13 protein-coding genes are annotated in these 13,447 nt (G+C 63.0%); 4 read left to right on the top strand and 9 right to left on the bottom strand.

What is annotated here, in order from left to right:
- Positions 1 to 3 precede the first annotated feature (3 nt).
- Both ABD837_RS16695 and ABD837_RS16690 read right to left on the bottom strand, forming a co-directional pair.
- Positions 4 to 615, bottom strand: coding sequence for a thiamine phosphate synthase (locus ABD837_RS16695; RefSeq protein WP_345056724.1), 612 nt, complete (start codon positions 613 to 615; stop codon positions 4 to 6).
- Between the two features lie 6 nt (positions 616 to 621).
- Positions 622 to 1,047: a thioesterase family protein gene (locus ABD837_RS16690; protein ID WP_345056722.1), complete on the bottom strand. Its 426-nt coding sequence runs from the start codon at positions 1,045 to 1,047 to the stop codon at positions 622 to 624.
- A gap of 21 nt (positions 1,048 to 1,068) precedes the next feature.
- Between ABD837_RS16690 and mnmC2 the strand changes: the two genes are divergently transcribed.
- The gene (mnmC2, locus tag ABD837_RS16685) at positions 1,069 to 1,791 is read left to right on the top strand and encodes a tRNA (5-methylaminomethyl-2-thiouridine)(34)-methyltransferase MnmC2 (RefSeq protein WP_345056720.1); all 723 of its coding nucleotides are present in this window, start codon (positions 1,069 to 1,071) and stop codon (positions 1,789 to 1,791) included.
- Between the two features lie 41 nt (positions 1,792 to 1,832).
- On the opposite strand, the gene ABD837_RS16680 is transcribed toward mnmC2, so the two are convergent.
- The 3 genes from ABD837_RS16680 to ABD837_RS16670 are packed head-to-tail and all read right to left on the bottom strand — an operon-like array spanning position 1,833 to position 5,026.
- Positions 1,833 to 2,612 (bottom strand): LytR/AlgR family response regulator transcription factor, encoded by a 780-nt coding sequence (locus ABD837_RS16680; RefSeq protein WP_345056718.1) that lies wholly within the window; start codon positions 2,610 to 2,612, stop codon positions 1,833 to 1,835.
- Positions 2,609 to 3,658 carry a sensor histidine kinase gene (locus ABD837_RS16675; protein ID WP_345056716.1) on the bottom strand — a complete coding sequence of 350 codons (1,050 nt, stop codon included), beginning with the start codon at positions 3,656 to 3,658 and terminating at the stop codon, positions 2,609 to 2,611. Before ABD837_RS16675 ends, ABD837_RS16680 begins: the two co-directional genes overlap by 4 nt.
- Positions 3,659 to 3,703: 45 nt before the next feature.
- Positions 3,704 to 5,026, bottom strand: a complete 1,323-nt coding sequence (locus ABD837_RS16670) for an erythromycin esterase family protein (protein ID WP_345056714.1) — start codon at positions 5,024 to 5,026, stop codon at positions 3,704 to 3,706.
- A 247-nt stretch (positions 5,027 to 5,273) separates the two neighbouring features.
- Here ABD837_RS16670 and ABD837_RS16665 point away from each other — a divergent pair, with 247 nt between their 5' ends.
- Both ABD837_RS16665 and ABD837_RS16660 read left to right on the top strand, forming a co-directional pair.
- On the top strand, positions 5,274 to 6,572 hold the full coding sequence (locus ABD837_RS16665; protein ID WP_345056712.1) for a DUF2157 domain-containing protein: 1,299 nt from the start codon (positions 5,274 to 5,276) through the stop codon (positions 6,570 to 6,572).
- Positions 6,565 to 7,134, top strand: a complete 570-nt coding sequence (locus tag ABD837_RS16660; RefSeq protein WP_345056710.1) for a GDYXXLXY domain-containing protein — start codon at positions 6,565 to 6,567, stop codon at positions 7,132 to 7,134. Before ABD837_RS16665 ends, ABD837_RS16660 begins: the two co-directional genes overlap by 8 nt.
- Before the next feature lie 75 nt (positions 7,135 to 7,209).
- On the opposite strand, the gene ABD837_RS16655 is transcribed toward ABD837_RS16660, so the two are convergent.
- From ABD837_RS16655 to ABD837_RS16645, 3 genes are all read right to left on the bottom strand, one after another.
- Positions 7,210 to 8,040, bottom strand: a complete 831-nt coding sequence (locus ABD837_RS16655; protein ID WP_345056708.1) for an energy transducer TonB — start codon at positions 8,038 to 8,040, stop codon at positions 7,210 to 7,212.
- A 3-nt stretch (positions 8,041 to 8,043) separates the two neighbouring features.
- Positions 8,044 to 8,568: an ExbD/TolR family protein gene (locus ABD837_RS16650; protein WP_345056706.1), complete on the bottom strand. Its 525-nt coding sequence runs from the start codon at positions 8,566 to 8,568 to the stop codon at positions 8,044 to 8,046.
- A gap of 136 nt (positions 8,569 to 8,704) precedes the next feature.
- The gene (locus ABD837_RS16645; RefSeq protein WP_345056704.1) at positions 8,705 to 9,292 is read right to left on the bottom strand and encodes a 5-formyltetrahydrofolate cyclo-ligase; all 588 of its coding nucleotides are present in this window, start codon (positions 9,290 to 9,292) and stop codon (positions 8,705 to 8,707) included.
- Positions 9,293 to 9,645: 353 nt separating this feature from the next.
- Here ABD837_RS16645 and ABD837_RS16640 point away from each other — a divergent pair, with 353 nt between their 5' ends.
- A complete protein-coding gene (locus ABD837_RS16640) occupies positions 9,646 to 12,498 on the top strand; it encodes a PAS domain-containing hybrid sensor histidine kinase/response regulator (RefSeq protein WP_345056702.1) in 2,853 nt (950 codons plus the stop codon).
- A gap of 33 nt (positions 12,499 to 12,531) precedes the next feature.
- Here ABD837_RS16640 and ABD837_RS16635 read toward each other — a convergent pair whose 3' ends face one another.
- The gene (locus tag ABD837_RS16635; RefSeq protein ID WP_345056700.1) at positions 12,532 to 13,419 is read right to left on the bottom strand and encodes an FG-GAP repeat protein; all 888 of its coding nucleotides are present in this window, start codon (positions 13,417 to 13,419) and stop codon (positions 12,532 to 12,534) included.
- Between the last annotated feature and the right edge of the window lie 28 nt (positions 13,420 to 13,447).

Below are 13,447 nucleotides of genomic sequence, written 5' to 3'. Positions count from 1 at the left end.
CGCTTACCGGCCGGCTGCTCGCAGCTGCCCGAGCGCACCCACAGGGTCGGGGCTTTGCCAAATGGACCCCAGCACGGCCGCACCCGCAAAGCCGATGTGGCGTACCATGGGCAGGTTTTGCGCCGCCATGCCACCCAGCGCCAGTACCGGCGGCTGGTAGCCGGCCTGGGCAGCTCGCTGCGCAAAAAACGCCCGCAGTGCTGGCAACTCGAAGCGGCTGGCGTAGCCCTGCTTGCTGATGCTATCGAAAATCGGGCTCAGAAATACGTATTCGTAGCGGCGCCGGTGCCCGCTGATTTCGGCCAGCGAATGGAAGGAAGTGGAAAGCGTTTGGTTGGGCAGAAGCAGCGGGCGGCGCCCCGCGGCGGCCCGTTGCACCCCGGTGAGGTGCAGGCCCCCGAGGCGGTAGCGGCGCACCAGCTCGGGGTGCCCGTGTAGCACCAGCCGCTCATGTAGCTGCTCGGGAATGGCCTGAACCAGTGTTTCGACTTGTGCGGTGGGCCAGTCGGGCTTGCGTAGGTGCAGGGTCTCAGTGCCAGCGCCCAATACGTCTGCCAGCAGGCGCGGCTCATCGGGCAGAGCTGCGGGCGCGCTGATGATGACGAGGCGAAACATACGTGGCTACTGCAGCTGCGCGGCTACCTCCTCGGGCAGCAGGCGCAGCTTGTGGATGTTGTAGTCGAAGCAGAGCATGCCGGTTTTGGCGCGGGCTATTTCCTTGCCCGACTGGTTGTGCACGTGGTACACCACGTCGAAACCGTACTTGCTGCGGTCGGTGCCGGCCACGTCGAAGCGCAGCACGTCGCCGTGGAAGGCCTCACCTTTATACTCCACCGCCACGTCGACCATGATGAGGCCGAGCTTGGTGACCACATCGTAGTCGTTCGGCACACCGATGGAGCGCAGAAAATGCACCCGCGCCTCGTGCAGCAGGCCCAGCAGGGCGTCGTTGCCCACGTGCCCCCCGTAGTTGAGGTCGGTGATGCGCACCGGGATTTCGGTGGTGAAGGAGAAGGTGTCGGGCAGGGCTACTTTTACGCGGGGCATCTTTGCAATGAAGAATTAGGAATGAAGAATGAGGAATTCTCCGTCGAGCCAAAGGTAGAGGTGCGCGTGACGGGCGACGGCTCGGCCACGCTTTTCGTGCCGGCCCTGAACGAGCATTACCACTCGCAGCACGGGGCGCGGCAGGAGTCGGCCCACGTATTTATCAGGTACGGTCTGGAGCCGCTGCTGGCAGCGGGCTTGGGGCAGTACCCCAATGGACATCTAAGTATTTTGGAAGTAGGCTTAGGCACCGGTCTCAACGCCTTGCTGACATTGGAAAGGGCATGGGAATTGGAAGCGCTTATCTGCTACGATGGCTACGAAACTTATCCGTTGCCGCCCACAGCCATTGCCGCTCTCCGACAACAATGGGCCGATGAACCCGCACTAAGTCGCGCTTTTGCACAACTGCACGCCGTGCCCTGGAACATAGCCACGGAGCTTGAAAACATCTTTCTGTTGAGCAAAATTCAGCAGCCGATACAAGCAGCTACTCTGCCCGCCGAGCACTATCACCTCATCTACTTCGATGCCTTTGCCCCCGAAAAGCAGCCCGAGCTATGGACGGAAGCCGTGTTTGCGCAGCTATATGCCGCTGCCGCGCCGGGTGCGGTGCTGGTGAGCTACTGCGCCCAAGGTCAGTTCCGGCGCAACCTGCGCGCCGCCGGCTGGCTGACGGAGAGGTTGCCCGGCCCGCCCGGCAAGCGCGAAATGACGCGAGCGGTTAAACCCATCGACGAGTAGTGAGGATGACGGGCTATAAATCTCAGTAAGCCGCAGGCGTCTCACCCTTCCAGCCAGCGGCGGAACTCGGGCGTTTGGGCGGCGCTGGTGGTGAGGGTGATGCCGGGAGCGCGCAGCTTCACGGCGAGGCGGTTGTTGAAGTAAGGCTCGGCCCGCTCGATGAAGGCCACGTTCACGAGCTCGGAGCGGTTGAGACGGCCGAAACGGCTGGGGTCGAGTTGGCGCTCCAACTCCGCTAGCGTGCCGTTGAGAGGGTAGCGGACGCCGGCCCCATCCACGGCGAAGGTCACGCCTTCGTCGGCTTGCAGGTAGGCGATGTTGTCGGTTTGCAGCAGGTAGAGGCCGTTGCGCATCCGCACCGAAAAGCGCTGCTTGTAGGCCGGCTGGCTGTGCTGGCGCAGCGCCTGGGTCAGCTCGCGCATCACGTCGGGCGGCAGGCTGGGCGCGGCTGCGGGAGGAGCGAAGCTGGTGCGCAGCTGCTCGTACTTGGCCAGGGCGGCTTGCAGCTGTTCCAGGGTGAAGGGCTTAAGCAAGTAAGCAATACCGTTGCCCCGGAATGCGGCCAGCAAGAACTGGTCGTAGGCCGTGGTGAAAATGATGGGGCAGGTAACCGGGAACTGCTCATAGAGCGAAAAAACGTTGCCGTCGAGCAGTTCGATGTCCGACAGAATAAGGTCGGGCATGGAATGAGCCTGGAGCCAGGCCAGGGCCTTTTCCACGCTGCGAAGCACGGGCGGCGCGGTGGGGTGCCCGGCCTGGGCCAGCAGCAGCGTGAGCTGGCGGGCGGCGGGCTCTTCATCTTCCAGAATCAGCATGTTCATGCGCTAACGAGCGGCTGAGCTACTGCCGCCCGGCGGGTTTGGCGCAGCAGTGGGATGGTAACCGTGAAGGAATCAGCGAGGGCCTCAACCCGAATTTCTTGTTGAAATAACAGCCGATACCGCTCGCGCAGGTTGGCCAGTCCCGTGCCGGCCGACTCCACGGGTGTGCGCTTCGGGCGGCGGGCGTGGCACACGGTAAGGGCCGTAGCTGTTGCTTCGAGGTTGATGAGCAGGGGCGCGTCCTCGTTGCCGGCGTTGTGCTTGATGGCATTTTCGAGCAGCAGCTGAATGGTGCCGGGTACCAGCAGCAGCTCAGCCACCACGGCCGCCGGGGGCAGCGTCTGGCGGAATTCGTAGGCATTTCCGAAGCGGTGGCGCAGCAAATACACGTACTCGTCGGCAAACTGCAGCTCCTCGGCCAGCGGCACCACATCTTCGTGCTGGTGCCGGATGAGGAAGCGGTAGAGCGCCGCCAGCCGGGTCACAAACTCGTTGGCTGCCGCCGGGTCTTCCTGAATGAGGCCGCGCAGCACGTTGAGGTTGTTGAACAGAAAGTGCGGGTCGAGCTGGGCCTTGAGGTTGCGCAGGGCACTTTCGGCCTGGGCTTTTTGCAGCAGCAGCACGTGGCGCTGGGCCTCGAAGTAGCGCTTGCCGGTGAGCAGCACGGCCAGCAGCCCGTAGCTTTTGGCGTGCTGCACGGCCCCTAACACCACCCGCGCGCCCGCCAGATTGATGGGATGCCCTAGCAGCCCGCCGTAGAGGCCGAGGTAGGCGCTGCCGCTCAGCAGCAGAAATGGCAGCAGCAACGCCAGCCCCAGCCAGTGCCGCCCCCGCAGAAACAAGGGCAGCAGCCCGCCCACCAGCAAGGCGACGGTAGCGGTGTCGAACAGCACGGTGGCCCCTACCACGGGCAGCACCCGCCCGGCGCTCCAGCCGGTATCGGCCCGGTATTGCAGCAGCAGCACCGGGGCTACCACCAGCCAGTAGGCCGCCACCAGCCGCAGGTCGGAGCGCGAAGGACGCTGGCTGGCAAAGAGAGAATTCATGAGGGATGGCAAAGGCTGGCTGGCAATATGCACCCGGATGCGTGGTTAGCGGCGGCTAGTGGCCCCGGTAGCGGGCTGCAACGGCTGAACCGGGCCCGACTCGCGCACCAGCAGCAAGTACTGTGCGTAGGCCGCCGCGGGCACCTGCGCCTGAAACTGCAGCTGCTGGTCGGCGGGCATGCCGGGGGCATACCGCAGCCGAATGGGTTGGCGCGTGCTGGCTGCCCCCGGCGCATCGAGCCGGAACAAGGTGCTGCTGCCGGGCGCGGTGCGCTGCTTCAACTCGGCCAAGCCTTCGAGCACCACCAGCGGGCCATCGTGGTTGAATTTGTCGGTGATGGTGAAGGGTTGGCCGGCCGTCTGCCAGGGCGCGGGCAGGCCCGCGCTTGGATACAGCATCTGACAGCCGCTGAACACGCACAGCACCGACACCACCTTATCGTGCAGCGGCAGCGTGCTTTGGCGAATACGGGCCGCCAACATGCTGAAATTTCCCTGCACGGGGCCTTGCAGCACGTGGGCGAGGCCCCACATGCCGTAGAGCTTCTCGCCAGCTAGTTGCTTAGTGAGGTACTGAGTTTCAAAGTTCGCAAACAGCACGGCCTCGCGGTTCAGGCCCTTTTGGGCGTAGCCGAGGTTGCGCAGCAGCAGGGCTAGGTTATCGTAATTCGCCATCCCGAAGCTCTGCTGATAGCGTGCCGCGTGCTGCTCCAGCTCCTGCGCAGTACGCGCCCTGAGGGCCGCTAGCGAGCCGGCTGTTCCGCCCCGCAGCAAGGCCATCACCGAATCGAGCTGGCTGCGCAACGGGGCTGGCACTGGCCGCCGCGGCAATAGTGTCTGCACATAGTCGGCGGCCAGGGGCAGGTCTTGTAAGCCGTCGATGCCCACGAAGCGAATGCGCCGGGAAGCTGGCAGGGTCTGGTTCAGCGCCCGGATGCGCTGAATTTTTTGGTAGAACTCCTGGTTGCCCCACTGCGCCCGGCCGGCCACCCAGCTCCGAAACACGCGCCGCAGGGTGCTGTCCTGGCCCGTGCGCAGGTACTCGTTGAGGTAGTAGGCTTTGGGGGCATCTACTTCGGCTAGGTAGGTGCGCACGCCGACGCGTTGGTTGAGGTGTTTGAGAAGGGCAAAATCCAGCTCCTGGGGACGTTGCACGCCGTGCGACTCACCCAGAAAAAATAGCTGGTTGTCGTAGAACTTTGGGTCGAAGAGCTTGAAATCCGGGGCCTCGCCCGCAATGGTTTCCTGCGGTACGCCAGTGAATACCGTTTCGGACTGTGTTGCGACGGGCGTTTGGGCAGAGCTAGCCAATGGTAGCCAGAGCAACAGGGCCGTGGCCAGCCGGCAAAAGGAGAGCAGCAGTTTCATGAGCGTAGGGCTTAGGTGTGAAGGATGCCCAAAACAACCCGCTACCGGCCCCTCGCACCCCCCGGAATCTAGCCAATCCACTCAAAAAAAGGTTAAACCCAGGCAAAATTCCGATGAGCTTGGGCCACGTTTTCATCATTGAGACGGGCGGCTCGGCGGTTATTGCCCGGCAATTTTGCCACCCATAAGCCGCCGGTAGCCCATTGCCCACCCAACTCAGGGCCAAACTTGGCAGTACATTTCGGTCATGTCCCGCAAATTTCTCGATACCGAAAGCCCCGGCTGGGTCACCGATGGCCTCATCAGCGAAGCGCAGCGGCAGCAACTGTTGGCCCGCTACCCGCAGCAAGCCCCGGCCCTGGGCCTGCTCCCCATCCTGGGAAGCGTGCTGGTGGGCCTGAGTGGCTTGAGCGTGGTGGCGGCCAACTGGCAGGGGCTGCCCACCGCCCTGCGGTTGGCGCTGCTGCTCGCCAGCCTGATGGGTAGCTACGCGGCGGGCTCCTACTTCCTGCGGCGCGGCAACCCCGACCTCGGCCACGGCCTCATCGGGCTGGGGCTGATTTTGTTCGGGGCCAGCATCATTCTCACCAGCCAACTCTACCAACTGGTGGGCTACGATGCCAGCGGGCTGCTGGCCTGGGTGGTAGCCGGCGTGGGCCTGAGCTACGTGTACGGTTCGCGGCTGCTGGTGCTGCTCACGGTGCTCATCGGTGCCGCAGTGCAGACGTACTGCGTCGAGTCGCTGGGGATTTTCAGCTACGTCACGGCTTGGCTGATAGCGGGCGGGCTCGGCTACTACTGGTGGCGCCGGCCCGACGTGGTGGGCAGCTACGTGCTGGCCGCCGGCCTGCTCTGGCAGGCGGGTCTGCTCATAATCGTGCTCCACGCCAAGATTACCTGGTTTTTTGTGCCCACCATGCTCATTTACGCAGCCGGCGACTGGCAGCCCAACCGCCTTGGTGGCCGGGCCTTGCAGGTGCCGCCGCTGGTAGCGGCCTACCTGTTCATGTTCGGGCTGGCCATTTTTGGCGAAGCCGATGCCTACGCCAACGTGCTGCGCCCGCCGCTGCTGCCCTATCTGGGGGCGCTGGGGGCGGTACTGGCCCTATCGGTGGCGGGCAAGCGGGCGCGGGGCCGCCTGGCTAGTCTGCCCGATTGGCTGCTGCTGCTGCCGGGCTTCTACCTCTCAGGCGGGTTGTCGCTGGCCGTGGCCACGCTGGTGGTACTGTACGCCCACGCCGGCTCGGTGCTCACCCGTGCCAACCGCGACCACGACCCCGAGCAGCTCACCATTGGCGCGGTGCTGTTTGTGGCCGCTACCGCCGTGGCCTACTTCAAGCTCACCTGGGGCTTTATGGATAAGTCGCTGTTCTTCCTGATTGGCGGGATTTTGCTGCTGGGGCTAAGCTGGTACCTGCGCCGCCGCAATGCCCAGGTACTGGCCGCCAGCCCGGCCGTGGCCCAGCAGGCCGGTACCCCAGCCGTAATTGCCAACGAACCCGGGGCACCTGAATCAACTCAACATTCATCCCTGCTGAATGACTGACCTGCTCTCCTGGTTCTCGAACCCCACGCGGCGCCGGCCCATGCTGCGTGCCCTGGTAGCGGCGCAGGTGCTCTACGTGCTGGGGGTGGCCGGCGCGGGCTACGCCACCACGGCGCTGGGCCATCAGGTGCAACTGGCTACCACGCCCATCGACCCGCGCGATTTACTCTACGGCGACTTCGTGCGCCTGCACTACGCCATCAGCGAAATCCCCTTAAGCCGCTGGCACGGCGAAGCGGCTCCCAAGCGCCGGCAGTCGGTTTTCGTGCTGCTGGCGGCTGGCCCCGATAGCCTCAGCACCGCCGTCGGTGTGTATCCGCAGGCCCCCAAGCCGAGCTTGGGCCAAGCCGTGCTGCGCGGCTGGGTGACGGATGTGTACGCTTCTTCCTTCAATCTGCGCTTCAATCTGGAGCGCTACTACGTGCCCGAAGGCAGCGGCCTGCGCCTCGAAAAAGCCGGCCGCCTGCATCCGTTGCGAGTACGCGTCAGCATCGCGCCGTGGGGCCAGGCCCGCATCACGGATGTGGCCGCTGAGAAGACACCTTCTATTCATTCGAAATAAATAAAAAAGCCCCTGCCAGTGATGACAGGGGCTTTTTTGCAAGAAGCTGCAGCTATAACTACCGTTTCTGCCTGGTTACTGGATTTTATAGGTAATAGGCACCGTAAAGGCGACGCTTACCTCGCGGCCGTTCTGCTTGCCCGGAATAAACCGGGGCAGCGTTTTAATGGCGCGGATGGTCTCCTCGTCGAGCCCCGAGCCCAGGCCCTTCACGATTTTAACGTCAATTACCTCGCCCTTGGGGTCCACCACGAAGCTCACAAACACCTTTCCTTCTACACCATTGCGCAGGGCGTTGGCGGGGTAGCGCACCGCCTTTTGAATGGCCGCCACAATAGCCATCTGGCCACCGCCACTTGGCAGCTCGGGCATTTGCTCCACCGAAAAGTAGGGTTTGGAAACATCTGGCACTACGCCGTCGTCTTTGCCCTTTGGCAAGTCGTTGGGAATAGCTGCAACGGCGGTGGGGTCGCCTTCGGTAGTGCGCACGCTCGATTGAGTGGTTTCCAATTCCTTCTGGTCCGGTATTTTGTCTTCCGGCGTTACTTCATGGTCTTTTGCCACCACTGGCACCAGGTTCTTGATGGTGGGCAGTTGCGGTGGGGTCGTAGCCGGCTTGGTGGCAGCAGGTGGCGGCGGGGGCGTGATGATTCTGTCATCCGGGTGATAATCAAACGGCTTGACTGTGATAATAGTCGGCACTACGGCCACCGTTTTGTCTTTAAGCAATTGCGCCATAAGCGGAAACACCAGTAGCACCGCACAAGCGGCTGTGGCAATGACCAGGGCGCGCGACATGTGGCGCTGATAGAGGGCACGGAGCTCATAGGCTCCGTAGTGGCGGTTGCGACCATCGAACACGATGTCGTCGAGGCTGGCCGTGGCCAGCTGGGCGTTGGTCATCATAATTTATTTGTTTTTGAGAAGGTTAAGGTCTTCCTGCGTGATTTTCACGAGGGCGTATTTGGGCTGTTTGGTGATGTTCATCTCGTCCAGGATTCCCACCATATCCTGGTACTTCGATTCGGCCGAGGGCTTGATGAGCACCACCAGCCCGGCCGTGCGGCGCTGTCGCTCCCGAATGGCCTGCCGAATGCCATCGGCCGCAAACGTGGTCGTGTGCAGCTCAGGCTTGGCAGCCGTCAGGCCCGGGGCGTTGAGGCCAGCGAAGTAGTACACTTGGTGACCGGCTCCCAGCACGATGGTCATCGCCTGCGATTCACGCACTTTCGTCACATCGTCGGTCCGAGGCTTCACCGGCATGTTCAGCTCCATGGTGTAGGGCCGGGCGAAGGTGGTGGTGAGCATGAAAAAGGTGAGGAGCAGAAACGCCAGGTCCACCATCGGGGTCATGTCGATGCGCGTCGACATCTTCTTCGCTCGTCGTTTGCCGGGCTTGCTTTTGCCGGCGGCTTGCTGCTGGATTTCGGCCATGGGTTCTTTCCTTTAGAAGGTGAGATTTACCCTGCCAACGCTAGCTTTGAAGCGCTTATTGTGAGGTTTTTATGAAAATATATTTTGATGCGACGCGCATACTAAACCACTCACGCCAACGTTGCTCCCGGATGCCTCAGAAATACCACACACCACCTGGCGTGAGGCAGGCCGTGAGCGGAACATCGGTGGGCAGCACGTCGGCAATGCGCCCAAGTGGCGGCTCGTCCAGCACATTCAGTCCAATGAACTGCGTGCCCGGCCGGCACTGGGCCAGCAGCCGGTCGTAGAAGCCCCCGCCGTAGCCCACGCGCTGCCCCAATTCGTCCACGGCCAGCAGCGGCACCAGCACGGCATCCAACGCTCCCGGCAATACCTCTGTAAGCGGGTTGGCTGCCGGTTCGGGAATACCCCAACGGTTTGTCAGCAGTGGCGTGCTGGGGGTTAGCTCGTAGTTTTTCAGCGAAACGCCATCGGCCTGTACCACGGGGGCCGCCAGCTGCAAGTCCGGAAATTCAGCCCACATGCGCCGGATAATGGGCCAGGTATCGGGCTCGTTGCGCCGGGCCAGCGGCAGAAACAAGTGCAGTACACGCCATGCCGCCACCGGGAAGTGTCGGAAAAGTTGCTCGCACAGTTGCTGGCTGCGCGTCGTCACCTCTGCTGCCGGCAGCGCTTGTCGACGCCCCAGGGCATCATGACGCAGCAATTTTTTGGGCAGCATAGGCAAAAACGAGCGATAATACGAAGCGGCTTAAAAGTACGGCACCCCACCCCTAAAAAGCGCCCTCCCTATGCTGCGGCTGGCCATTAGGCAACTCCAGGTCCGCTGTGGCGCCCTGGCCGTCCGGCCCGGTGCGCGCGTCGTTGGCTTGGCGGAAGGCAGCATTGGCACGGCAGGCCCGCTCCGAAAGCGCGAACAGAATATTTTTGGAGGATTGTTTCGAAATTGCAGCAGGTCTACCCGCTGTTGCGCAGCCTGTGGCAGGAGCAGGCCGCGATGAAGGCGCTACCAGCCGTATTGTGGCTGGCAGCGCGGTGTTGGCAGTATAGCTTGTTATTTTTTTACCTGTGTTCGTGACCTCTTCTACCACCAGCTCTACTTCTACGCTCGACCCGGCCGTGCAGGCCCGCCTCGAGCAGCTGGAGCAAGAGTTGGCTCAGGCCCGTGCCAACGAAACGGCTGCCCTCGACCGCCTGCAACGCCTAATGGCCCTGACGGCCAACCGCCTGGCCGACCCGGAGCGGGATGTCCAGCGGGCCTTCTACGAAACCATTCTCGACGAGCTGCCCGTGGAAGTGGTGGTGCTCGATGAGCAATTTCGCTACATCTACTCCAACCCCCAGGCCGTGCCCGACCCCGAGCACCGCGCCTGGCTGATTGGCCACACCGTGATAGAGTACTGCGAGCGCTACGGCTTCCCGATGGCGCTGGCCGAGCACCGCTCGCGCATGTTCGAGCAGGCCCTGCGCAGCTCCGAGCCGGTGGTGTGGGACGACTGCACGCCTTACCCCGAAGGCCCGCGCTACCACCAGCGCCACTTCAAGCTGCTGGCGCAGGTGGGAGCCGGCGAGCCCTTTATGCTGGGCTACGGCCTCGATGTGACGGCCCGGGTGGAAGCCGAAGCGCGCAGCCAGCGCAGTGAGGCGGCCCAGCGCGAGCAGCAGGAGTTCATGCAGCAGGTGCTCGACACCAACCCCAGCGCCATTTATGTGCGCGATGCCGAAGGGCAGTTTGTGTTCAGCAACCGCGCCATGGCCCAACTGGTGAGGACCAAGCCCGACCACCCCCAAGCGGCCGACAATGCTGCCCGCGACGCCGCCCGCTATGCCGTCGGCGACGACCTGGTGCTCGCCACCGGCCAGGAAATCACTTCGGAAGACTGCTTGCCCTTGGTTACCGGCGAAATGCGCTGGTTTCATTCGGTGAAGCGGCCCCTGCTGCGCCCCGACGGCAGCGTGCACGTGCTGGGCGTGAGCACCGATATCAGCGACCTGAAACAGGCCCAGGACACGCTGGCCCGCAGCGAGAAGCAGTACCGCGACCTGATGCACTACGCGCAGGCCCTAATTTGCACCTACGACCTGGCCGGCAACATGCTCTCGGTGAACCCGGCCCTGGCCAACCTGCTGGGCCACCCCGCCACCGACGTGGTGGGCCAGTTCATGACTACCTACCTGCTGGCCGAAGACCAAGCGGGCTTCGCCGATTTCCTGGACCGCATCAGTGTGCGGGGCGAGGCCCAGGGCGTGTTGCGGGTGCTGCGGGCCTTGCCGCGCGGCAGCTTCGAACTGCGCCATCTGCTTTACCACACGTTTGTGGTGCGCGAGCCGGGCCAGGAGCCCTACATTATTTCGCACTCGCACGACATCACCGACCGCATTTTGGCCGAGCGCGAAAGCCAGCGCGCCCGCGACGAAGCCGAAGCCTCGGCCCGCGCCCGCGAAAACTTCCTGGCCAACATGAGCCACGAAATTCGCACGCCCATGAACGGCGTGCTGGGCATGACGGCCCAATTGGCCAAAACCCGCCTCGACGCCCGCCAGCAGGAGCTGGTGCGCGTCATTAGCTCATCGGGCCGCCACCTGCTGGCCGTGCTGAACGACGTGCTCGACATGGCTAAAATCTCGGCCGGCAAGCTGGAGCTGGAGGCCGCTACTTTCAACCTCTGCGATTCCATCTCGGAGGCGCTGGCGCCGCTGGAGGCGCAGGCACGCGAAAAGGGCCTGGCCTTCAACCGGCAGGCTCTACACGATACTTACTCCCAGCCGTGGGTGGTGGGCGACGCGCACCGCCTCAACCAGGTGCTGCTGAACCTGGTGAGCAACGCCATCAAGTTCACGGCGGCGGGCAGCATCACGGTGAGCAGCTCGCTCATGGACGAAACAGTCGACGCCCTTAGCGTGCGGTTTTGTGTGGCCGATACCGGCCCCGGCATCGAAGCCGACAAGCAGGCGCTCATTTTTGAGAGCTTCACGCAGGCCAACGCCGATACTGCCCGCCATCACGGCGGCACTGGCCTGGGCCTGAGCATTTCGCGCGCTTTGGTAGCGCAAATGGGCGGCCAGTTGCGCCTGGCCAGTACTCCGGGCCAGGGCAGCAGCTTCGATTTTGAGGTGAGGTTTCCAAAAGCCCCTGTACCTACTGTAAACGACGACGCCGACGCAGCCTACAACACCGGCCGCTTGGTGGGCGCGCGGGTGCTGCTCGTCGAAGACAATGAAATTAACCGCACCGTGGCCCGCATGATGCTGGAACCCTGGGGCGTGGAGCTGGACGAAGCCGAAGACGGTGCCACCGCCCTGGCCCGGCTGGCCGAAACCGACTATGACCTTGTGCTCACCGATATTCAGATGCCCGGCCTGAGCGGAATTGACGTGACGCAGCGCCTGCGTCAGATGCCGGAACCGCGCCGGGCGGCCACGCCCATCATCGCCCTCACCGCCAACGCCTTCCGGGCCGACGTGGAGCGCTACCTCGCCGCCGGCGTCAACGCCTGCCTCACCAAGCCCTACGACGAGGTCACCCTGTACCAGACCATGGAAGCGCTGCTGCCGGCCCTGCCGCCCGCCGCGCCGGCCTACAACCTGGCGCCGCTGCGCGAGATGGCTAAGGGCCGCGAGGCCTTCGTGCACAAAATCGTGCGCTCGTTCCTGACCAATATGCCCCGCAGCCTGGCCCAACTGAAAGCCGCTGGCGCCGCTGCCAACTGGCCCGAGGTAGGCCGCCTGGCCCATCACATCAAGCCCAACCTGCACACGCTGGGCATTTGCGACGTAACTTCTGCTCTGGAAGTACTGGTGCAGCTGCACAGCGAGGAGCCCGCCGCTGTGCCCGAGGCGCCTGCCGTGCTGCGCCATGCTCTGGCCCAGCTGGTGGCCGGTGTGGAGCGCGCCCTGGCCGGTCTCTGCGCCGAACTGAAAGAGTAGCAAGCAGTAGTTAGGGTAGCCACCGCGCCGTTATTACCGACAGGCGCTCGCCTTGCGCTCAACCAACTGCCGCTTTTTATCGTCCCACCGGTAGCAGTGCTCAGCCACCAGCACCATACGGTTGTGCACTAGTTTATATTCGGCTTCCACGACTGAAGTGCCAGCGCAGCAAGTGTTGTTCTCATAGATGCGCTTTTTTCGCGCATCAAACTTCAATGACGTGCCTTCAAAGCCGCTGTTCATGTACCGTCTCGTTACGGGGTTGAAGAGGAAGTAGAGGCTCGACGTATTTGGCCCCGCGTAGCTGCTTTCGAACACAGAGAAATCGGGGTATCCGTCAAAGTTGAAGTCGCCGACGGAAACGCTGTACAGGCCATGTGATTGGCAATCTACTGGCACCTGTTGTACCAGTCGGTTGGTTTTTTTATCAAAAACCCGAACGGCCTTAATGTGGCCGTCGTAGGCATCGGCCCTGCCAGTGAGCACAATCTTAAAATAGCTATTGGGGAGAGAAGTTACTTGTAGCAGCTCGTGCGGCGCTTCTGCTGCGTCGGACGACGGCTCTTCGTCTTCTAACCGAACAAGTGCTACCGGAAGCTGTTGGCCAGTGACCAGATTTTTCCAGGTGCCCGCCACCTTCTGGGCGGTCGTGGTGAATTGGGGAATCGTTAGGGCTGCAGTCGCTTTGCCGTGGCTGTTGCTTTCCACCAATCGGCAGCTACCCTGCTTGAGCGTCCCGTGCAGCGCAATTGGGGTATTGAACCTGGTGTAGGCATATACCCCCTCAAAGGAGCCATACTCCTGGTCCACCAGCGTTAGTTCGATGGGCGCGGACCCCACCACGCCCGTGTAGCGCACCTGGCCCAGTGCGGTGCGTGCGAAAACTAGGCAGCAACAAACAAATAGAATCCGGTAGGCCACGGCGTTGGCAGGAAGGTGCGTCGACAAT

The organism is Hymenobacter glaciei, from assembly GCF_039539585.1.
Lineage (GTDB): Bacteria > Bacteroidota > Bacteroidia > Cytophagales > Hymenobacteraceae > Hymenobacter > Hymenobacter glaciei.
This window is presented reverse-complemented; position numbering and strand designations above follow the sequence as displayed.

Bases quoted from the DNA above. Each gene is read 5' to 3' on its own strand.
- ABD837_RS16650 (WP_345056706.1), bottom strand. From the start codon at position 8,568: ATGGCCGAAATCCAGCAGCAAGCCGCCGGCAAAAGCAAGCCCGGCAAA.
- ABD837_RS16665 (WP_345056712.1), top strand. From the start codon at position 5,274: ATGTCCCGCAAATTTCTCGATACCGAAAGCCCCGGCTGGGTCACCGAT.
- ABD837_RS16660 (WP_345056710.1), top strand. From the start codon at position 6,565: ATGACTGACCTGCTCTCCTGGTTCTCGAACCCCACGCGGCGCCGGCCC.
- ABD837_RS16695 (WP_345056724.1), bottom strand. From the start codon at position 615: ATGTTTCGCCTCGTCATCATCAGCGCGCCCGCAGCTCTGCCCGATGAG.
- ABD837_RS16680 (WP_345056718.1), bottom strand. From the start codon at position 2,612: ATGAACATGCTGATTCTGGAAGATGAAGAGCCCGCCGCCCGCCAGCTC.
- ABD837_RS16670 (WP_345056714.1), bottom strand. From the start codon at position 5,026: ATGAAACTGCTGCTCTCCTTTTGCCGGCTGGCCACGGCCCTGTTGCTC.
- ABD837_RS16690 (WP_345056722.1), bottom strand. From the start codon at position 1,047: ATGCCCCGCGTAAAAGTAGCCCTGCCCGACACCTTCTCCTTCACCACC.
- ABD837_RS16645 (WP_345056704.1), bottom strand. From the start codon at position 9,292: ATGCTGCCCAAAAAATTGCTGCGTCATGATGCCCTGGGGCGTCGACAA.
- mnmC2 (WP_345056720.1), top strand. From the start codon at position 1,069: ATGAAGAATGAGGAATTCTCCGTCGAGCCAAAGGTAGAGGTGCGCGTG.
- ABD837_RS16655 (WP_345056708.1), bottom strand. From the start codon at position 8,040: ATGATGACCAACGCCCAGCTGGCCACGGCCAGCCTCGACGACATCGTG.
- ABD837_RS16675 (WP_345056716.1), bottom strand. From the start codon at position 3,658: ATGAATTCTCTCTTTGCCAGCCAGCGTCCTTCGCGCTCCGACCTGCGG.